The 23,186-nt window shown below is 69.9% G+C and carries 2 protein-coding genes (1 of these 2 only partly in view); both read left to right on the top strand.

Annotated features, from left to right (window positions below):
- On the top strand, nucleotides 1-10,048 hold the 3' portion of the coding sequence (locus FL344_RS01575) for a non-ribosomal peptide synthase/polyketide synthase (protein WP_228564681.1). It extends 7,106 nt beyond the left edge of the window; 10,048 of the gene's 17,154 nt are visible here — the last part of the coding sequence; the start codon falls outside the window, past its left edge; it ends in the stop codon at nucleotides 10,046-10,048.
- Entirely contained in the window at nucleotides 10,041-23,186 is a 13,146-nt protein-coding gene (locus tag FL344_RS01570; protein ID WP_141617230.1) for a non-ribosomal peptide synthetase/type I polyketide synthase, read from the top strand. Before FL344_RS01575 ends, FL344_RS01570 begins: the two co-directional genes overlap by 8 nt.

Genomic DNA, 23,186 nt, shown 5'->3' with positions numbered 1-23,186 from the left:
TGACCTGTGCGTGGGAACGCCGGTGGAGGGCCGTGACCGGACCGAGCTGGAAGGGCTCATCGGCTGCTTCGTCAACACGCTGGTCCTGCGCATGTCGCTGGCGGGCGCGCCGTCCTTCCGGGAGTTGATTGGCCGCGCGCGGGAGACCGTGCTGGGGGCCTTCGCGCACCAGGACGCACCCTTCGAGGAACTGGTGAAGGCGCTCCAGCCCGAGCGCGACCTGGGCCGCAGCCCTCTGTTCCAGGCCATGCTCGTGATGCAGGAGGACCCGCTGCCGGAGTTGGTGATTCCGGGGCTGCGGCTGAACGCCCAGCCGCAGCCGAGTCTCACGGCGAAGTTCGACCTGCGACTCATCATCACGGACACGGCGGACGGCTTCTCCGCGAACCTGGAACTGAGCAGCGACCTGTTCGAGCCGGAGACCGCAACGCGCCTGCTGGAGCACCTGCGCGTCCTGTTGGAGGCAGGCGTCCGTGAGCCGGAACAGCAGGTGCACGCGCTTCCCCTGATGACCTCGGCGGAGCGGCACCGGGTCCTGGTGGCGTGGAATGACACGGACCGCCCTCGGCCGGGAGTGAGCGTCCTGCATCGGCTCATCGAAGCGCAGGTGGACCGCACACCGGATGTCGTGGCGCTGAGCTTCGAGAGCGACACCCTCACGTATCGGGAGCTGGACCGGCGCGCGAATCAGCTCGCGCGCTACCTGCGGGCCCGAGGCGTGGGGCCGGACACGCGGGTTGCCCTGTGCGTGGAGCGTTCGCTAGAGATGGTGGTGGGGCTCCTCGGCGTGCTCAAGGCGGGGGGCGCCTACGTGCCGCTCGACCCGGAGTATCCCCGCGAGCGACTGGAGTACATGCTCGCGGATGCCGCGGCGCCGGTGCTGCTGACGCAGGCTCGGTTGTCGGAACGCCTGCCTCGGGGCGACGCCACCGTGGTGTGTCTGGACTCGGAGTGGGACGCGGTGGCGCGCGAGCGCGAGGAGCGTCTCGACGTGACCGTGGAAGGGAGCGGGCTGGCGTACGTCCTCTACACCTCGGGCTCCACGGGCCGGCCCAAGGGGGCGATGAACACGCATGCCGCCATCTGCAACCGGCTCCTGTGGATGCAGGAGACCTACGGGCTTGATGCGAGCGACCGCGTCCTCCAGAAGACGCCGTTCAGCTTCGACGTCTCCGTGTGGGAGTTCTTCTGGCCGCTGCTGGCGGGCGCGCGGTTGGTGATGGCGCGGCCTGGCGGGCACCGGGAGCCCGCGTACCTGACGGACACCATCGCTCGCGAGCGCATCACCACGTTGCACTTCGTGCCGTCCATGCTCCGGCCCTTCCTGGAGGAGACGGAGCTGGCGGTGTCCTGCGCCAGCCTGAGAAGGGTGTTCTGCAGTGGCGAGGCGCTGCCTCCCGAGCTGAGGGACCGCTACTTCTCATGCCTGCTCGCCGAGCTTCACAACCTCTACGGCCCGACGGAGGCCGCGGTGGACGTGACGGCGTGGGCCTGCTCACGTGAGGACCGTGGGCATGTCGTGCCCATCGGGCGTCCCATCGCCAACGCGCGGATGTACGTGCTGGATGCGCGGCTGCGTCCCGTGCCGGTGGGTGTGCCGGGTGAGCTGTACATCGGGGGTGCACCGCTGGCGCGTGGCTACTGGCAACGGCCGGACCTGACCGCTGAGCGATTCCTCCCAGACGCCTTCGCGGCGCAGCCGGGGGCGCGGATGTACCGGACGGGCGATCAGGCCCGCTTCCTGGCGAATGGCGCCATCGAGTACCTGGGCCGCCTGGATGACCAGGTGAAGGTGCGGGGCTTCCGCATTGAGCTGGGAGAGATTGAAGCCGTGCTGTCCCAGCACCCCGGCGTGCGTGCGGCGGCGGTGGCGATTCGAGAGGACGTCCCGGGAGACCGGCGCCTCGTGGCGTACGTGGTCGCGTCACCGGGGGACGTGACATCGGAGCTTCGGGCCTTCCTCGGTGAGCGACTGCCCGAGCACATGGTGCCGTCGGCCTTCGTCACGCTGGACGCGCTCCCGCTGTCGCCCAGTGGGAAGCTCGACCGTCGTGGCCTCCCCGCACCGGTGCGGGCAGTGCAGGGGCGTGGTGCGGCCCACGTCGAGCCGCGTAACGCGCTGGAACTCGAGCTCGCGCAAATCTGGGCGGGCGTTCTGGGCGTCGAGCGGGTAGGCGCCGAGGACCGCTTCTTCGAGCTGGGCGGTGACTCCATCCTCGCGCTTCAGGTGATTGCGCGGGCGCGGCAGGTGGGCATCCACCTCACGGCGCGCCAGCTCTTCCAGCATCCGACGGTGGCGGGGCTGGCCCAGGTGGCGACGAGCCGTCGTCGCGTGGGAGACCAGGGCCCGGTTGTAGGGCCCGTGCCGCTGACGCCCATCCAGCGGTGGTTCGTCGAGCGCGAGCTTCCCGATGCGCATCACTTCAACCAGGCGTTGATGCTGGAGCCCCGTGAGCGCCTGGAGTCGGACGTGCTGGCTCGTGCATTGCGGGCGCTCGTGGACCATCACGATGCGCTGCGGCTGCGGCTGTCGCGGAGTGAGACGGGGTGGGCGCAGTCGTGCGCGGAGCCAGGGGGCGACGTGCGACTGCGTCTCGTGGACCTGTCCGGGTTGGATGCAACCGCGCGGGCCGTGGCGATGGAGCGCACCGCCACGGAGGAGCAGGCGGGTTTGGACCTGAACGCGGGGTGCCTCCTGCGCGCGGTGTTGTTCGACCCGGGGCTAAATCGGACAGGGCGGTTGCTGCTGGTCATCCACCACCTCGCGGCGGACGGTGTCTCCTGGCGCGTGTTGTTGGAGGACCTGGAGACGGCGCTTGGGCAGCTTGCCCGTGGCGAGCTCGTGGCGCTTCCCGCGAAGACGACGTCGTTCCAGGCCTGGGCACGACGGCTGGAGGCGCATGCCGCCTCGGGAGTGCTCGCGGAGGAGGGGGCCTACTGGCGGGACGTGCTGAGCGCGGATGTGGCCGCGCTTCCTCGGGATGTGCCGGGTGGGGTGAACTCGCAGGGCTCGGAGCGCGTCGTCACGGTGGCGCTGGATGCCGACGTGACGCACTCGCTGCATCGTGCATCGGCGGCGATGTCACAGCCGGGCCTTGAGGACGTGCTCCTCACGGGTGTTGCGAGCGCGCTGGCCCGATGGAGTGGCGAGCGCCGACTGCTCATCGACCTGGAGGGCCATGGGCGCGACGAGCTGTTCGACGACGTGGACCTCTCACGCACGGTAGGGTGGTTCACCGCGTTGTTCCCCGTGCGGTTGGAGTTGCCGGAGGGGTTGGCGTCCGCTTCCGTGCTCGCGTCGGTTCGCGCGGCACGCGAGCACCGGAAGGGCAGAGGCGTTGGATATGGCCTGCTGCGCTACCTCCGTCATGAGGCCGGCGCTTCGTCTGAGGTCCTCTTCAACTACCTGGGGCAGCTCGACTCGGGTGCTCGGAACTCGGCGCTGTTCACGTTGGCGCCCGAATCCACGGGGGCCTCGCAGGGGACGCGTGGGCTCCGGAGCCATGTGTTGGAGGTGGTGGCTCGCGTTGTGGGCGGACGCCTGGAGTTGGCTTGGCATTACAGCGAGGCGCTGCATTCGCGCGCGCGCATCGAAGCCCTGGCGCGTCACTGTGTCGAAACGTTGGTGGAACTCGCGGGCGCGACGGAGGAGCGTCACGCGCTCTCACCCCTCCAACATGGGTTGTTGTTCCAGGTGCTGCTGGAGCCCGGCACCAGCGCGTACTTCGAGCAGCGAAGCTGGACGCTCGCCGGTCCGCTGAACGCCGGAGCACTCCGGCGGGCATGGGAGGCGGTGTCCGAACGGCATTCCTCACTGCGCACCTCGTTCCTCTGGGAGGGGTTGGAGGCCCCTGTCCAGGTGGTCCATGCACGCGCGACCCCCGTGTGGACTGAGCTCGACTGGCGCGGGCGTTCCTCGGAGGAACAAACCCAGTCACTGGCCGCGTTCCTGCGTGAGGACCGGGCGCAGGGCTTTGTCCTGTCGCAGGCGCCGCTGATGCGGCTGGCGCTGATTCGACTGGAGGACCATGCCTGGCGGTTCGTCTGGAGCTTCCATCACCTGCTGCTGGATGGGTGGAGTCTGGTGCGCGTCCTTGGCGAGGTGCTCGATGCTTACGCGGCGATTGCCGCGGGGACAGATTGGCGCCCGCCCGCCGCAATGGATTTCCGCGCCTATGTCGAATGGCTGGGGCGCCGCCGACCTGAGCAGGACGAAGCCTTCTGGCGGGAGCAACTCGAGAGCATCGAAGCGCCGACGCCATTGCCTGCGGAAGGAGGCTCCGCCGCTGCTCATGACACGGGTGAGCACGCGCTGGATTTGGGCGAGGCTGATACCGCTGCGCTCCAGGAGTTCGCACGTAGCCATGGGCTCACGCTGAGCACCCTGGTCCACGGTGCGTGGGCGTTGCTGTTGTCTCGCTATGGGAGCGGGCAGGACGTCATGTTCGGGACGACGCTCGCGGGCCGTCCGCCGGAGCTATCGGGCATCGAGGAAGCCGTCGGGTTGTTCATCCACTCGCTCCCGGTTCGCGCCCGTATCCAGCATGGCGCCGGGTTGCTGCCCTGGCTGAGCGAGCTTCAGTCCCTGCTGGTGGAGCTGGGACAACGGGAGCACGTCCCGCTCACCCGGCTTCAGGGGTGGAGCGACATTCCCCGAGGCACGCCGCTCTTCGAGAGTCTCCTTGTGTTCGAGAACTACCCGGTGGATGCGGCGCTCGCGCGCGGTGCGGCCGGGTTGGAGCTGCGGGACTTCGCGGCCTTCGAGCGCACGCACTATCCGCTGACCGCCGTGGTGGTTCCGGGCCGCTCCATACGGCTGAAGCTGCTGTACCGGCAGGAGCGAATCTCAAAGGTCGCCGCTGAGCGGTTGCTGATGCACTGGCGTGGGCTGCTTCAGGCGATGTGGAGCCGTCCTGAGCAGCGACTGGGCGACGTGTCCCTGCTGTCGGAGGCCGAGCGGCGCCGCGTGCTGGTGGAATGGAACGCCACTTCGACTCCGTATCCCCGCGAAGCCACGGTGCATTCGCTGTTCGAGTCCCAGGCCGCGCGGGCGCCAGAGACCGTGGCGGTGCGGTATGGCGGCACGTCGCTGACGTACGCCGAGCTGAACGCGCGGGCGAACCAGGTGGCGCGCCGACTGGGGGCCTTGGGAGTCCGACGTGGGACTCACGTGGGCCTCTGCGTGGAGCGCTCCGCCGAACTGGTCGTTGGGATGCTGGGCATCCTCAAGGCGGGGGCGGCCTACGTGCCCCTGGATCCGGCGTACCCGCGCGAGCGGCTCGCATGGATGATCGCGGATGCGGGGGCACCCGTACTGCTGACGCAGGAGCGGCTGCGGGGGGCGGTGCCTTCGGAGGGCGTGAGTGTTCTCACGATGGAAGAGGTCTCGGCGCAAGGGGACGTCGCTGAAACGGCGGCGCTTGGAGCCGGAGTCGGCGCAGCGGATGCCGCCTACGTCATCTACACCTCCGGCTCCACGGGGACTCCCAAGGGCGTCTGCGTTTCCCATCAGGCCGTGGTCCGGCTGGTGGTGGAGACGGACTTCATCCGCGTGGTGCCCGAGGATCGCGTGGCGCAGGCATCCAATGCTTCGTTCGACGCGGCCACGTTCGAAATCTGGGGTGCGCTCCTCAACGGTGCCCGAGTGGTTGGCGTGGAGCGGGAGACAGCGCTCTCCCCGAGTGCCTTCGCGTCCTGGCTCCGGGAGGAGAGCATTCGCGTCCTCTTCCTCACGACGGCCTGGTTCAACCAGGTGGCCGCGGAAGTGCCACACGCCTTCAGCGGGTTGAGACAGCTTCACTTCGGAGGAGAGGCCGTGGACCCGAGGCCGGTCCGCCGGGTCCTTCGTGAAGGTGCTCCCGAGCGGCTGCTGCACGTCTATGGCCCCACGGAGAACACCACCTTCTCCACGTGGCACCTCGTCACGGATGTGCCCGAGGGCGCCGTATCGATTCCCATCGGGAAGCCGCTGGCGAACACGGTTCAGTACGTGCTCGACGAGGACATGGCGCCGGTGCCGCCAGGAGGCGTGGGGGAGCTGTGGCTTGGTGGCGACGGACTCGCCTGGGGCTATCTGGGACAACCCGCGCTGACGGCGGAGCGCTTCGTTCCGAACCCGTTCAGCGAGCGCCCCGGGACGCGGCTCTACCGGACAGGTGACCGGGTCCGTCTGTTGGCGGATGGGGCGGTGACCTTCGAGGGCCGCGTGGACGCGCAGGTGAAGGTGCGAGGCTTCCGCGTGGAGCCGGGCGAGGTCGAGGCCGCGCTGCTGCGTCACCCGGACGTCCGGCAAGCCGTGGTGTTGGCGCGAGAGGATGAAGCAGGGGGCTCGCGGCGCCTGGTGGCCTACGTCGTACCGGCCGCGGAGGCCGCCGCGACTCCCGAGCCTTCGCTCCTGCGGACCTTCCTCGCCGCGCACTTGCCGGCGTACATGGTGCCATCCGCCTTCATGGTGCTGGGGCGCCTGCCCCTGACGCCCAACGGCAAGGTGGACCGGCGCGCGCTGCCCGCGCCCACCGTCGAATCGGAGGTCATCGCACCGAGAGGCCCCGAGGAGGAATTGCTCGCGCGACTCTTTGGCGAACTGCTCGGCGTCTCCCGGGTTGGAGCGTCCGACAGCTTCTTTGACTTGGGTGGTCACTCCCTGCTGGCCACTCGGGTCGTCACGCGGATTCACGCCACCTTTGGCGTCGCCTTGTCGCTGCGGGAACTCTTCGACAACCCGACCGTGGCGAGGCTGGCCGGGCGCATCCGCGAGGCCCGGCAGTCATCTGGCACGGCGCGCCCGCCGCCCATCGTCCCCGTGTCCAGGGACAACCCCTTGCCACTGTCCGCGATGCAGGAGCGCTTGTGGTTACTGGAGCAGCTCCAGCCGGGCACGGCCCTCTACAACGTCCCCTGGGCCGCATGGCTCTCCGGGCCGCTGGATGTGCCCGCCTTGGAGCGGGCACTGGCGGGGCTGTTCCTCCGTCACGAAGCCCTGAGGACCACCTTCTCCAGCAACGCGGGAGAGCCTGTCCAAGTCATCCATCCGAGCGCCAACGTGGCGCTTCCCGTGGTCGACCTTGGGGGGCTTCCAGAGGAGGCGCGTGAAGCACAGGCCGTGCTCGCCGCGTCGGAGGAGGCTCGCCGCCCGTTCGACCTGGTGAATGGACCGCTGTGCCGGGCATTGCTGATTCGCACGGCTGATGATTCGCACCTCATGGTCCTCACGCTGCACCACATTGTCTCGGATGGGTGGTCACTGGGCGTCGCCGTGCGGGAGCTGTCGGCGCTCTACGCCGAGGAGCTGCAGGGCCGGCCTTCCTCGCTTCCAGTGCCCACCATCCAGCCAGCGGACCATGCGGTGTGGCAGCGCCAGTGGTTGCAGGGAGAGGCACTCGCGGCGCAGGTCGGATACTGGAGAAAGCAGCTCGCCGGAGCGCCGCCCGTCCTGGAGCTCCCCAAGGACTTCCCCCGGCCGAGCTTGCAGCGCTTCCGGGGTGACACGCTGGCGGTGCGTTTCCCCGCCGAGCTGTCGGAGGCGTTCCGTGCGCTCTGCATTCGCGAAGGCGTCACGCCCTTCATGGGCCTGCTGGCGGCCTTCCAGCTCCTGCTGTCGCGGGTGTCGGGCCAGGAGGACGTGTGTGTGGGAACGCCCATCGCGGGCCGGCAGCAGCCTGGGCTGGAGAACCTGATTGGCTTCTTCGTCAACACGCTGGTGCTCCGCGCGCGTCTGCCGCGCTCGAGCTCCTTCCGTGAGCTCCTGCGGCAGGTGCGGGAGACGACGTTGGACGCGTACGCCCACCAGGACGTTCCGTTCGAGAAGCTGGTGGAGGCGCTGCAACCACCTCGGAGCTTGAGCCACGCGCCCCTGGTGCAGGTGGTGCTCGCGCTCCACGAAGCCTCGCACCAGGACGTCGCGCCGGAAGGGCTGGCTCTGCGCCCAGTGGAGCTGGCCTCGGGGACAGCAAAGTTCGACCTCACGTTGTCCCTGACGGACGCGGCAGAAGGGTTCACCGGAACCTTGGAGTTCGACGCGGACCTCTTCACGCGGGAGACGGCCGCGCGACTGATGAAGGGGCTCCGGGTGTTGCTGGAGAGCGCGGTGGCGGATGCGGGCCAACACCTGGGCGAGCTGCCGATGATGGACACGGCGGATCGTCAGCGCCTGCTCGTGGCGTGGAACGACACCGCGGTGGAGTACCCCCGAGAGGCGTGCCTCGCGGAGCTCTTGGAGGCGCAGGCGGCTCGCTCGCCGGAGGCAGTCGCAGTGGTGTGCGAGGAGGCTCGGCTCACCTACGCGGAGCTGGACCGGCGGGCGAACCAGCTTGCGTGGTACCTGCGCAAGCGTGGCGTGGGACCGGGGACACCGGTGGGGCTGTGCGTGCAACGTTCGCTCGACCTGGTGGTGGGGATGCTCGGCATCCTCAAGGCCGGTGGCGCCTACGTGCCGTTGGACCCCACGTACCCCCGTGAGCGCCTGGCCTTCATGGTGGAGGACACGCGCCTGCCCGTGGTGCTGGCGCAGCAAGCGGTGGTGGCCTTGCTGCCTTCGGGCAGTGCGGACGTGGTGCTCCTGGATTCGGCCTGGGATGAAATCGCGCGTGAGCCCACGGTTTCTCCTCGCGTGACGGTGCCGGCGGAGTCGCTGGCGTATGTCATGTACACGTCGGGCTCCACGGGGCGGCCCAAGGGCGTCTGCGTGCCGCAGCGCGCGGTGGCTCGGCTGGTGCTGGGCTCCCGATTCGCGCGTTGGGGCGCGGACGAGGTCTTCCTCCAGTTGGCGCCCATCTGCTTCGACGCCGCCACCTTCGAGGTGTGGGGCGCGCTGCTGCACGGCGCGAAGCTGGTCCTCTTCCCAGCGCAGCCTCCCACGGTGGACACACTCAAGGACGTGCTGGCACGTCACGGTGTCACCACGTTGTGGCTCACGGCCGCGCTCTTCGAGGCGCTCTCCGCCGCGAGGCCGGACGCCCTGGATGGCGTGCGGCAGCTCCTGGCGGGCGGCGACGTGCTCCCAGCGGCAGCGGTGCGGGAGCGGCTTGGACGCGGCGGCATCCTGGTCAACGGGTATGGGCCCACCGAGGGCACCACCTTCACCTGCTGCCATGTGATGGAATGCGCCGTCGCGCCGGGGGCCATTCCCATTGGCCGGCCCATCGCCAACACGCGGGTGTACGTGGTGGACGCGGCGTTGCGCCCCGTGCCGGTGGGCGTACCGGGTGAGCTGCTCATCGGTGGAGACGGCCTGGCCTGGGGTTATCAGGGACGGCCGGAGCTGACGGCGGAGCGCTTCGTTCCGGACCCCTTCGGCTCGGAGGCGGGCGGACGGCTGTACCGGACGGGCGACAGCGTGCGCTACCGCGAGGACGGCACGCTGGAGTTCCTCGAGCGGTTGGACGGTCAGGTGAAGGTGCGTGGCTACCGGGTGGAGCCAGGCGAGGTGGAGGAGGCGTTGCGCCTGCACCCGTCGGTGGCCGAGGCGGTGGTGGTGGCGCGGCCCGACCCCGCGGGAGGCAAACGGCTGGTGGCCTACGCGGTGCCTCGGGCAGGGGAGACGTTGGACCCTCGCGGCCTTCGTGGCTTCCTGGCGGAGTCGCTGCCCGAGTTCATGGTGCCTTCCGCGCTGGTCCCGTTGACGGCGCTGCCGCTCACGCCGGTGGGCAAGCTGGACCGGCGCGCGCTGCCGGAGCCGGAGGTCTCACGCCCAGCAGGGAGTGCCTTCGTGGAGCCCACCACCGCGTTGGAGCGTCAGGTGGCGGCGCTCTGGGCGAAGGTGCTCGGCGTGGAGCGGGTCGGTGTGGAGGACCACTTCTTCGCGGACCTGGGCGGCAGCTCCATGTCGGTGGTCAAGGCGTGCGCATTGCTGCGCGACGAGCTGAAGCGCGACGTTCCGGCGACGCGCTTCTTTGAACATCCCACGGTCCGCGCGTTCGTCATGTCCCTGGAGCGGGACGGCGAGACGGCGGCAGACACCCAGGACAATGAGGCCCACGTGGATCGCGCCCAGCAGCGGCGTCGGGCGATCCGCCGGCAGGGTCGGCGAGGGAATCACGGCAATGGCTGAGCTTGATGACATGCAGGGTGAGGACTCCAGCAGCGACATCGCGGTCATCGGCATGGCGGGGCGCTTCCCGGGCGCTCGCAACCTGGGTGACTTCTGGAACAACGTCCGAGGCGGCGTGGAGTCCATCTCGTTCTTCTCCGAGGACGAGCTGGAGCGCTCGCCGCTCATCCCCGAGGACCTTTGGCGGCACCCGCGCTTCATCCGCGCGGGGGGCTTCCTCGAAGGCGCGGACGGCTTCGACCACGGCTTCTTCGACATCCCGCTGCGCGAGGCGCAGTGGATGGACCCGCAGCAGCGCGTGTTCCTCCAGTGCGCCTGGGCGGCGATCGAGGACGCGGCGTATGACCCCTCTCGTTACAAGGGTCGCATCTCGCTCTACGCGGGCGCCGGTTCGTCCGGCCACCTGCTGAACCTGCTGAGCGAAGCGCGGAAGGACGCGGGCGCGGGCCTGGAGTTGGCCACCGCGGGCCCGGAGAGCCTGGCGATGAAGGCGTCCTTCAAGCTCCAGCTCCGGGGCGAGAGCGTCGCCGTCTACACCGCGTGCTCCACTGGCCTGGTCGCCATTCACATGGCCTGCCAGAGCCTGCTGACGCGGCAGTCGGACATCGCGCTCGCGGGCGCGGTGCGCATCGCCAGTCCGCAGCGCACGGGCTACCTGCACCAGGATGGGCTCATCTTCTCGCCGGACGGCCACTGCCGCGCCTTCGACCACCGCGCGGGTGGCACCGTGGCGGGCAACGGCGCGGGCGTGGTGGTGCTCAAGCTGCTGTCGGACGCGCTGCGGGACGGTGACCACGTCCACGCGGTCATCAAGGGCTCGGCCGTCAACAACGACGGTCAACAGAAGGTTGGCTACACGGCGCCGAGCATCGAGGGCCAGACGGAGGTCGTCGCGGACGCGCTGGCTTATGCGGGCCTGGGTGGTGACGACATCAGCTACGTGGAGGCCCACGGCACGGGCACGTCGCTGGGTGACCCCATCGAAATCGCCGCGCTGACGCGGGCGTTCCGGAAGACGACGGAGCGCTCGGGCTTCTGCGCCATCGGATCGCTCAAGACGAACCTGGGGCACCTGGACGCAGCGGCTGGCGTGGCGGGGTTCATCAAGGTGGTGTTGTCGCTTCAGCACGGCGAGCTGCCGCCGAGCCTCCACTTCGAGCGCGCCAACCCGGAGATTGACTTCGAGCGCAGCCCGTTCTTCGTCAACACCGCGCTCAAGTCGTGGCCGCGGGAGAATGGGCCGCGCCGTGCGGGTGTGAGCTCCTTCGGCATTGGTGGGACCAACGCCCACGTCGTGCTGGAAGAGGCGCCCCCAGAGGCGGAGAAGGCGCGCGGTCACCGTCCATTGCACGTGGTGACGTTGTCCGCTCGGACGCCTTCCGCCCTGGAGGTGATGGCGCGCGAGCTGGCGACGCACGTGGAGTCCGCGCCGGGACTGGCGCTGGAAGACGTGGCCTTTACCCGGAACGTGGGCCGTCGTTCCTTCGAGCATCGCCGCGCGGTGGTGGCGGCGGATGGGGCTGAACTGGCGGAGCGGTTGCGCAAGCCCGCGGCGGTGGAGGCGGGGCGGAATCGCCGCGTGGCCTTCCTGTTCCCGGGGCAGGGGGCGCAGGCGGTGGGCATGGGCCGCGAGCTGTACGCGGTGGAGCCGGGCTTCCGGAAGGACGTGGACGCGGCGCTGGCACGGCTGGAGCCATCGCTTGCCGCCGAGGTGCGCGCGCTCCTGTTGCCCGCGCAGGGACAGGAGGCCGTCGCGGCCCAGAAGCTGGCGGACCCTCGCGTCGCGCTGCCCGCGCTCTTCATCGTCGAGCACGCACTGGCCCGACTCTGGATGTCCTGGGGCGTCCGGCCGCATGCGGTGCTGGGCCACAGCTTTGGTGAGTACGCCGCGGCCTGCGTGGCGGGTGTGTTGTCTCCGGAGGACGGCCTGCGGCTCGCGGTGGTGCGTGGCGCGCTCATGGCGCGGATGCCCGCTGGCGCGATGCTCGCGGTGGGGTTGGAGGAGGCGGAGGTCCTTCCGTTGCTCGACGAGGGACTCTCGCTGGCTGCCGTCAACGGCGAGGGCCGATGTGTCGTCTCGGGCCCGGTGCAAGCCATTGAAGCGTTGCAGGCCACGCTGTCGAGCCGCGGCGTGGGCATGGTGCGGTTGCCGTCGGCCCATGCCTTCCACTCCAGCGCCGTGGAGTCGCTGATGGTGGACCTGGCGCGGGCGGTGTCCTCGCTGCGCCTCCAGGCGCCGGCGCTACCGTATGTGTCCAGCCTCACGGGCACGTGGATTCGCCCGGAAGAAGCCACTGATCCTACGTACTGGGCTCGACAGATGCGGCAGCCGGTGCGCTTCGCCGCGGGCCTGGAGACGCTTTTCGCGGATGGGTGCAGTGTCCTGCTGGAGGTGGGACCAGGGACGGACCTGACGTCGCTGGCGCGGGGACGGGCGCGCAAGGAGCGGCAGCTCGTCGTGGTGCCTTCGCTGCGCCGCCGTCCCACGGAGAGCGATGCCCGTGGGCTGTTGCAATCCCTGGGAGACCTCTGGGCGGCCGGGGTGGACGTCGCCTGGGAGAAGTTTCATGGCGCGGAGCCTCGCCGCCGCGTGTCGTTGCCCACGTATCCGTTCGAGGAGAAGTCCTGCCGTCTGGAGTCGTCAGGCGCGCCGCTCGTGTTGCCCACGGCCTCCGGGCCGGTGGCAGGGGCCGCGCTGGCCGGCAACAGCTCCGTGCTTCCCCTCGCTACCCCTGGCGCATCGGCTCCCGTCACCGTGGGGGAGATCCAGCAGCGCGTCATGGATATCTGGCGCGAGCGTCTGGGCGCAGTGGAGGTCGGCCCGGATGACGACTTCCTGGAGCTGGGTGGCAACTCACTGATGGCGGCGCAGATGCTGACCCGTCTGCGTGAGACGTTCTCCGTACAGCTCCCGCTGAGCGCGCTGTTCGAGGCCCCCACCGTGGCGGGCATCTCCGCGCGCATCGAGGCGATGCTCCAGGCGGCGGGTCCCCTGGAGGGCAGGGCGGCATCCGAGGTGATGTTCCGCATCGACCGCGCGGGTGAGCTGCCGCTGTCCGTGGTGCAGGAACGCGTCTGGCGGATGGAGCAGCTCGACCCGGGGAACCCGTCCCTCAACATGCCCCTGGCGGTGCGCATCTCAGGCGCGCTGGATGTCCCGGTCCTGGAGCGGAGCGTCAACGAAGTCATCCGCCGGCATGAGATGCTCCGCGCGACGTACCGCGTGGAGGACGGGCGCGTGCGCCAGCGGTTCTCCGCCGAGGTCCGCATCCAGGTGCCCGTGGTGGACCTGCGTTCCCATGGGGACGACCGGGAGGCGGAGGCGCTGCGGCTGGCATTGGACGAGGCGGTGCGGCCGTTCTCCCTGGAGTACGGGCCCATCGTCCGCGCCAGTCTGCTGCGCCTGGCCGAAACCGAGCACCTGATGCTGCTCACGGTGCATCACATCGCCTCGGACACGCTGTCCATGGTGGCTTTCTTTCGTGAGGCCGCGGCGAACTATCAGGCGTTCCTCGCGGGGCAGCCCGCTTCGTTGCCGGAGCTGGCGGTGCAGTACGTGGACGCGGCGGCCTGGGAGCGCCGCTCGCTCGCGGGTGGAACACTGGCGGCCCAGGAGGCGTACTGGCGCGAGGTGCTGGCGGACCTGCCTCCGTCGTTGGAACTGGCGGCGGATCGGCCGCGAGGGGCCGACCTGCGGCTGCGCGGCGCCCGCTTCCCGGTGGCCTTCTCGCGTGAGCTCAGCGCGGCGTTGATGGGCTTCAGCCAGCGCGAGGGGGTGACGCCCTTCATGACGCTGCTGGCGGCCCTGGCGTCGGTGCTCGCTCGGTACTCGGGGCGCGAGGACATCGTGGTGGGGACGCCGGTGGGCAACCGTGCTCGTGGCGAGCTGGAGCCCCTCATCGGCTTCGTGGCCCATGCGATGGCGCTGCGCACCGACCTGTCGGGTGACCCGTCGTTCCGAGAGCTGGTGGCGCGTGCTCGTGAGACAACGGTTGGCGCGTCCAGTCACCAGGACGTCCCCTTCGAGCACCTGCTGCCGTTGGTGGCCTCCGGCAGGGACCCGGCACACTCGCGGCTGTGTGACGCGGCGCTGGTGCTGCACTCGCACGTCACCACAGCGCCGCCCTCCGTGGCGGGCCTGGACATGCAGTTGGTGGAGGTGCCGGGAACGCCCGCGCAGTTCGGTGCCACGCTCGGTGAGCTGACGCTGCTGCTGAACGAGAGCGAGAGCGGCGGCTTCCATGGTTTCATCGAGTACGCCACCGACCTCTACGACGAGCCGCGCATCGCGCGCCTGTCGGCCCACCTCCAGACATTGCTGGGGGCGGCCCTCGCGAACCCCGACCTTCGCGTGTCGCGGATGCCGCTGGCGGCACCGGAGGAACGGAGCGCTGTCGCGCGGGGGCCTGCGTCCTCGGTGCAGGGCCTCCAGGTCGAGGGCCCCGCGGTTTCCAGCATGCCGCCCGCCGGTAGGTCGTCGAGCATCGGGCATCGGGACCTCGCGGATGCGGCTGTGTTGGCTCGATTCGCGTCGTGGGTGAAGCGGACACCGGACGCGGTGGCCATCAGCATGGGTGAGCGCCGCCTGTCATGGCGGGAGTTGTCGGAAAGGGCCCGAGGTCTCGCGGCCCGGTTGAAGCAGGAGGGCGTGGGCAAGGATGTGCCGGTGGCGGTGCGCATCACGCCATCCGTGGAGTCGGTCATCGCGCTTTGGGGCGTGCTGGATGCGGGAGGCGCGTGCCTCCCCGTGTCGGCCGGTGAGGTCGCGGAGCTGGCGTCCCTGCTTTCTGCGCATGGACCACGGTTGTTGCTGGTGCCTCGCACTGAGGACGTGCCGGCGTTGCCGAAGGGAATCCGCGCCGTCGCGGTGGACTCCGTCGATTCGAGCGCGGATGCGATGGAGCCCGTGCCCGGGGAGCGGCTTGCCTTCATCGTTCCAGCGCCTGAAGCGCTGGGAGGCCACGGCCGGGTCATGCTGAGCCACCGCAACGTGGCGCACGTGTTGGCCTCCCTGGATGCCCGGACGGGCGCGGGCGGGGGGGACGTGTGGTTGGCGGTGGGTGGTCCTTCGGCTGACCCGTCGGGACTGGACCTGCTGTGGGCACTGGCGCGTGGGATGCGCGTCGTCCTTCCGCTCGAGCAGCTCGCCGCGCGCTTCGCTGTCCTGGGCCGCAATCCGGACACCCGGCGGCCTCTCGACTTCAGTCTTTCGTACTTCGCCAACGATGAGGACTCGCTGGGCGAGGAGAAATACGAGCTGCTCCTCGAAGGCGCGAAGTTCGCGGACGCACACGGTTTCTCCGCGGTCTGGACGCCGGAGCGGCGCTTCCACTCCTTCGGCGGTTTGTATCCTCAGCCTTCGGTGGTCGGCGGCGCGCTGGCGATGCTCACGCGGCACGTTCAGATTCGTGCGGGCAGCGTGGTGTTGCCGCTCCATGACCCCATCGAAGTCGCCGAGCAGTGGTCCGTGGTGGACAACCTGTCCCGTGGGCGCGTGGGGCTTTCATTCGCCACGGGGTGGCACGCGAACGACTTCTCGCTCTCACCGGGGACCTTCGACCGGCGGCGCGAGGTGCTCATCGAGCGCCTGGAGGAAGTGCGGCGGCTGTGGCGCGGCGGAACGGTGCTGCGGCGCAACGGCGCGGGCAATGAAGTGGAGCTGGCGCTGCGCCCCAAGCCGAAGCAGGCGGAGCTGCCGGTTTGGCTGACGTCCACGGGCAACCCGGAGACGTTCCGGAAGGCCGGTGAGGTGGGGGCGGGCATCCTCACCAACGTGCTCGGCCTGGGCTCCAACCTGGACGAGCTGGCGACGAAGGTGGCGCTGTACCGCGAGACGTACCGCAAGGCGGGACACGGCTCAGGCCAGGGGCACGTCACGTTGATGCTCCACACCTTCCTCGGCCAGGACCTGGACGAGGTGCGCGAGGCCGTGCGCGAGCCGCTGCTGCGGTACTTCCGCAGCTCGGTGGACGTGTTCGCCAACCTGGTGGCCAGCCAAGGCCTTCAGGTGGACGTGCATGGCCTCACGCCAGAGGACGTGGAGGTGATGCTCGCCCAGGGGGTGGAGCACTACATCAAGGAAGGTGGCCTCTTCGGCTCGGTGGAGGACTGCGTGCGCGTGGTGGAGCGCGTGCGCTCCCTCGACGTGGACGAGATTGCCTGCCTCGTCGACTTCGGCGTTGCGCTGGAGCCGATGATGTCCAGCCTCCGCCTGCTGGACGTGGTGCGGCAGCGCAGCCAGGTGCAGGCCCTGCCCGCGGATGCGGTGCTGGCCGAAGGCGATGCTGGATTCGGCGCACTTCTGTCGCTGGTGCAAGACGAGGGCGTCACCACGCTGCGCTGCGCGCCGTCGCAGGCGCGTGCCCTGGCGGAGCTTCCTGGCGCCGAGGCGGCGCTGGGGAGTGTTCGTCTCTGGGTGCTCGGGGGCGAGCCGGAGGACCTCATCAGCTCGGCGCGGCACGTGGCGGTGGCATCCTCCTTGGTGGCCGCGGCGTGGCCGTCTCCCGCTTCGGCGCCCGTGTACGTGCGGGATGCGTCTGGCGAGCCGGTTCCGGTTGGCGTGGTGGGAGAGCTGGCCCTGGGCGGCGCAGCGGTTCCGCTGGGCTTCTGGAATGACGCGGAGGCCACGCGGGCGCGCTTCATCTCCGTTCCCGGTTCGGATGAGCGCTTCTTTGTGACGGGCCAGCGTGCCCGTTTCCGTGATGCTGGCGAAGTGGAGTGCGTGGCCCCCGCGCGTGCGACGAAGGCGCGGCGTCCTACCTCGCAGCCGGCCCGTGGCGCCGTGGGCTCCAAGCCCTCCACGCTGCAGACGGTGCGCGCGGAGGTTTCCTCGGCGACTGCCACGCCTGTGGTGCGCGTGGGACGGGACAAGCCGCTGCCGCTGTCCTTCCCGCAGCAGCGCATCTGGTACCTCCACCAGTTGGACCCGGCGGGCATCGCATACAACAACACCGTCACCTTGCGTCTCGATGGCGCGGTGGACGAAGACCTCTTGGAGGCCGCGCTGAACGCGCTGGTCCGCCGGCATGAAGTCCTGCGCACCACCTTCGCGCTCGAAGACGGCGGTGCGTACCAGGTGATTGCCGACGCCATGCCCCTGGTGCTGGAGCGGCTGGAGGCTCGAGGCGGCACGTTGGAGGCGCGGGAGGCGGACGCGCTGAAGCAGGCCCTGGCCGAGGCGCGCAAGCCCTTTGACTTGATGCATGGGCCGGTGATGCGAGCCGTGCTGATTCGCATCAGCGAGGCCGTGTCCGTGCTGCACCTCACGCTGCACCACATCGCCTCGGACGGATGGTCTGGGGGCGTGCTCTTCCGCGAGCTGGTGGCGGGCTACGAAGCGCTCGCGGCGGGCCGGCCGTCTCCGCTGCCGGAACTCCCGATTCAGTACGCGGACTACGCTGTGTGGCAGCGCGGCTGGCTGGAGGGGCCGGGCATGGAGGCCCAGCTCGCGTACTGGAAGAAGCAGCTCGCGGGCGCGCAGGTGTTGGAGCTGCCAACGGACCGTCCGCGTCCCGCGCGCTGGACGGGCCGGGGTGGCCGTCTCCAGGTCTCCGTTGACAAGCCCGTGATGGACGCGGTGTGGGCCGTGGGCCGTCGCGAGGGAGCCACGCCCTTCATGGTGCTGACGGCGGCGTTCCAGACACTGCTGCACCGGTACTCCGGGCAGGACGACATCATCGTCGGCACGTCCGCTGCGGGCCGCAATCGTCCGGAGCTGGAAGGGCTCATCGGCTGCTTCCTGAACACGCTCGCCATCCGAGGCGACCTGTCGGGAGCCCCCACCTTCGTGGAGCTGCTGCGCCGGGTGAAGGTGGCGTCGATTGGCGCGTATGCCCACCAGGAGATTCCGTTCGAGCGGCTGGTGGACGAGCTGCGCGTACCGAGAGATCCGAGCCGCATGCCGCTGGTCCAGGCGATGCTCACGTTCCACAACACGCCGCCCGTCGAGGTCCGAACGCCAGGGCTGGGCGTGAAGATGGTGGAGCTGGACATCGGTGCCACCAAGGTGGACCTGTCACTGGAGTTGCGTGAGACGCCGGAGGGCCTCACGGGTGCCTTGGAGTACCCGGCGGATCTGTTCGACCTGTCCACGGTGGAGTTGATGTGGGAGCGCTTCGTCCGGCTGCTCCACGGCATCGCCGCGAATCCGTCGCAGCGCGTGTCGGAGTTGCCGCTGCTGTCCGACGCGGAGCGCCAGCGGATGCTGGTGGAGTGGAACGACACCCGAGAGCCCTTCGCGGCGGACGCGACGCTGCATGGCTTGTTCGAGGCCCAGGCCGCCCGGACGCCGGACGCGGTGGCGGTGGTGGCCGAGGGCCAGCAACTCACGTACGCGGAGCTGGAGGAACAAGCCAACCAGCTCGCGCACCACCTTCGCACGCTGGGCGTGGGTCCCGAGGTCCGCGTGGGGCTGTGCGTGGAGCGCTCCGTGGAGCTGGTGGTGGGACTCCTGGGCGTGCTGAAGGCCGGCGGCGCGTTCGTCCCCTTGGACCCCGCGTACCCCACGGCTCGGTTGACGCACATGATGCGGGACGCCGGTCTGTCCGTCGTGGTGACGATGGATGACATCGCGGACGTGCTCCCCGCGGGTGGCGAGCTGCTCGTCACGCTGGACGGAGACGGACGCCAGCTCGCGCGCAACCCGTCGGAGCCACCTCGCGTGGGTTCGTTGCCGGAGCATCTGGCATACGTCATCTACACGTCCGGCTCCACGGGCACTCCGAAGGGCGTGCTGGTGCCGCATCAGGGCCTCTGCAACACCCTGGGCACCATCATCCGGGCGCATGACGTGCGGCCAGGGCGGCGTGTGCTCCAGGCGGCAGCGCTCGGGTTCGACGCGTCCGTCCTGGAGGTGCTGTCCACGCTGGTGGCCGGAGCGGAGCTGCATCTGGCGCCGCGCGAGTCGCTGCTACCGGGAGAGCCCCTGCGCGAGCTGTTGGAGTCACGGGGCATCACCACGGTGACGCTCACGCCTTCGTCCCTGTCGCAGTTGGAGCCGGAGGGCCTTCCCTTGCTGGAGACGGTCATCTCCGCGGGAGAAGCCTGCTCGCCGGAGCTGGCGCGGCGATGGAAGCCGGGGAGGCGACTGCTCAACGGCTACGGACCCACCGAGGCGTCCGTCTGCGCGACGCTCTCCACCGAGCTGGACATGGAGCGCCCGGACATCGGCCGTCCCGTCGCGAACATGCGCGCGTACGTGCTGGACGGGCGGGGGCAGCCCGTGCCTCCGGGCGTGCCGGGCGAGCTGTACCTGGGCGGACCGGGCGTGGCGCGTGGCTACCTGGGACGGCCGGAGCTGACGGCGGAGCGCTTCGTCCCGGATGCATTCTCGGGAGAGGCGGGGGCGCGGCTGTACTGCACGGGCGACCGGGTCCGCTTCCTCGCGGACGGGCGCCTGGAGTACCTGGGCCGCACCGACTTCCAGGTGAAGCTGCGCGGCTTCCGCATCGAACTGGGGGAAGTGGAGGCGGTGCTGCGCAAGTACCCCGACGTGCGTGACGCGGTGGCCCTCGTGCGCGAGGACACGCCGGGAGCGCGGAGGCTGGTGGGGTACGTCGTGCAAGCCGCGGAGCTGGACGCATCGGCGCTGCGCTCGTTCATGAAGGAACGGTTGCCCGACCATCTGGTGCCCGCTGCCTTCGTCGCGCTGGACGTGCTTCCGCTGTCACCCAGCGGGAAGGTGGACCGGGCGGCGCTGCCGGCTCCGGACGCCGCGCGCGGAGGCAACGCGAAGGTGTTCACCGAGCCGCGCACGGAAGCGGAGAAGGCGTTGGCTGCGCTCTGGGCGCAGGTCCTGGGCGTGGAGCGCGTGGGCCTGCACGACAACTTCTTCGAGCTGGGCGGCGACTCCATCCTGGGCATCCAGATTGTCTCCCGGGCCAAGGCTCTGGGGCTGGAGCTGGAGCCGGCCATGCTCTTCGAGCGGCAGACGCTCGTGGAGCTGGCTGCCGCCGCAGGGACGGCGAAGGCAGGCTCGGCGGAGCAGGGGCTGGTGGAGGGGCCCGTGCCGCTGACGCCGATGCAGCGCATCTTCTTCGACGAGTGGGCGTTGCCTCAGCCGCACCACTACAACCTGGCCGCGGTGCTGGAGGTGCGCCGCCCGGTGGATGCCGCGCTGTTGGAGGAGGCGTTGCGGGCGCTGGTGTCGCACCATGATGCGCTCCGACTGCGCTTCACGCGGGCGCCGGAAGGCTGGCGTCAGTCCATCGCGGGAGTGCCCGAGCGAGTGCCCGTGAGGCGCGTGGACCTGTCTTCCGTGCTGGAGGCGGAGCAGGGCGCCGCATTGGAGTCCGTGGGCGCGGAGGTCCATCAGAGCCTGGACCTGGACGAGGGACTGCTGCTGCGCGCGGCCTTGTTCGAGCGGGGCGCGGGGCGGACGTCCCGGCTGCTGCTGGTGGTGCACCACCTGGCGGTGGATGGTGTATCGCTCCGTCCGTTGCTGGAGGACCTGGAGACTGCGTACTCGCAGTTGGAGCGAGGCGCTTCGGTGTCGCTGCCGCCGAAGACGACGTCCTTCAAGGCGTGGGCGGAGCGGCTGTTGTCGCATGCTCGGACGGACGAGGTGGCGCGAGAGCTGCCGCTCTGGAAGGCCTCGCGTGACGTCCCCTCGCTCCCTGTGGACCTGCCAGGCGGCGATGACACCGCTGGCTCGGAAGCGCTGGTGACGGTGACGCTGGGCGTGGACGAAACGAAGTCGCTGGTGGGCGAAGTGCCCCTGGCGTACCGGGCGCGCGTGGATGAGGTGCTGCTCACGGCGGTGGCACGCGCGGTGTCCCGCTGGACGGGAAGCCGCAACGTGCGGCTGGAGCTGGAGGGACACGGGCGCGAGGCCCTCTTCGGTGACGTGGACCTGTCTCGCACCGTGGGCTGGTTCACCAGCACCTTCCCGTTGGAGGTGGAGTTGCCGGAGGCGGGCAGTCCAGGAGACGCGCTCCGGACGCTGCGGGATGCGCGGCGGCGGTTGCCGGTGAATGGCATGGGCTACGGCTTGCTGCGCTACCTGCGCGAAGACACGGCCCAGGCGTTGCGCGCCGCGCCGCGCGCGGAGGTGGGGTTCAACTACCTGGGGCAGCTCGACGCGGCGACTCGGGGGGCGGAGCGCTTCGCCCTCACGGAGGAGCTGAGCGGCGCGTGGCATGGCGCGGGAGGCCGCCGGCCGCACCGTCTCGAGGTGAATGCCGTGGTGTCCGAAGGCCGGCTGAAGGTGGCCTGGGCCTACAGCACGCGCGTCCACGAGCGGGCGACCATCGAAGCCGTGGCTGACGACTTCCTGTCATCGCTGCGTGAGTTGATGGAGGGCCGGAATACGCCGGACGCGGCGCGCCGTTCGCCTGGGGACTTCCCGCTCGCGCGCCTCTCGGCCTTCTCCCTGGACCGCTTGCTACGGCAGTTCCCGGCCGTGGAGGACCTGTACCCGCTCACGTCGCTTCAGCAGGGCATGCTGTTCCATGTCGCGCTTGCGCCCCAAGGCTCGGGTGTCTTCCATGAGCAACTGGCGTGGACGTCACGTGGGAACGTGGATGTCGCCGCGCTGCGACGGGCGTGGGCGGTGGTCATCGCTCGCAACGCCGTCCTGCGAACGTCCTTCATCCACGAGGGACTGCCGGAGCCGCTCCAGGTGGTCCATGCCAAGGCGGACCTGCCCTGGACGGAGCACGACCTGCGCGGTGTTCCCGCCGAGGAGCAGCGCGCCCGGTTGGAGGCGCTGGTCCGTGAGGACCGTGCCCGTGGCTTCAATCTGGCGCCCGCGCCTCTGGCCCGGATGGAGGTGGTTCGCCTGGCCGAGCAGGAGTACCGCTTCCTCTGGAGCCACCACCATCTGGTGATGGACGGGTGGGGCGTGGGCGTGATGTTGCAGGAGGTCTTCGCCTGCTACGCGGCGCTGACGCAGGGGCGCGACGCTGCGTTGCCTCGCCCCGCGTCCTGGCGCGACTACATGGCCTGGTTGCAGCGGCAGGACTTGTCTCGTGCCGAGGCGTTCTGGCGTGAGGAACTCGCGGGCTTCACCACACCCACGCCGCTCCCCGGCGCCCGGACCGCCGCGCCCGGGATGGAGGCCGCCGTCACGGGTGAGGAGATTCTGTGGCTGTCGCAAGAAGCCACGACCGCGCTTCAGACCTTCGCACGGCGCAACGCGGTGACGCTCAACACGCTGACACAGGGCGCGTGGGCGCTGCTCCTCGGGCGCCATGCGGGCCAGGAGGACGTCGTCTTCGGAGCCACTGTCTCCGGGCGTCCCGTGGACCTGCCGGACGCCGAGTCCATGGTGGGCCTGTTCATCAACTCGCTGCCCATCCGTGTGGGGCTGTCTTCCAACGCGGTGGTGGTGCCCTGGCTGCAAAAGATCCAGGCACGGCAGCTGGAGATGCGGAAGTACGAGCACAGTCCGCTGGTCCAGGTGAAGGGCTGGAGCGACATGCCTCGGGGTCTGCCGCTTTTCGAGAGCCTGCTCATCTTCGAGAACTATCCGCTCGACACCTCGCTGGGACAGGGCGTGCCGGGGCTGGAGGTGGTGGATGTGGAGAGCCGTGAGCAGGGCAACCACCCGCTCATTGCCTATGTGGTTCCCGGTGACAGGCTGCGCTTGAGCCTGGCCTACGCTCCCGAGCTGCATGGCTCGGACGTGGTGGCCGAGTTGCTGGAGCACTGGCGCATCCTGCTGGAGGCACTGGCCTCTGGCGTGGAGCGGCTCGCCGACGTGACGTTGCCGGGAGACGCCGAGCGGCTTCATGCCATGGCCAAGGCGCAGGTGGGCTCCATGGGGCACGCCGCGGAGTACGTCGCCCCCTCGACGCCAGAGGAGCTGGCGCTAGCGGGGATCTGGACGGAGCTGCTCGGCCGGCCGCGCGTTGGCGCTCGGGACGACTTCTTCGCCTTGGGCGGACACGTCGGGATGGCCGCGCGGATTGTGGCGCGCGTGCGTGAAGCGTTGGGCGTGGAGCTGCCGCTGCCGGCGGTGTTCGAGTCGCCCACGCTTGCTGGCATGGCGGAAGTGGTGTCCCGGATGGCGGGCTCGATGAAGCAGCTCGCGGATGACGCCATTGCACCGGCGTCGAGGTCGCTGGACCCGGCCGCGTTGGACCAACTGTCGGACGAGGAACTGGACGCGCTGCTGGACGCGACCGAGGTGGAGAGCTGA

It is taken from the genome of Myxococcus sp. AB036A (genome assembly GCF_006547355.1).
GTDB lineage: Bacteria > Myxococcota > Myxococcia > Myxococcales > Myxococcaceae > Myxococcus > Myxococcus virescens.
Note: the sequence above shows the minus strand (reverse complement) of the source record. Positions and strands in the feature narration are given on the sequence as shown.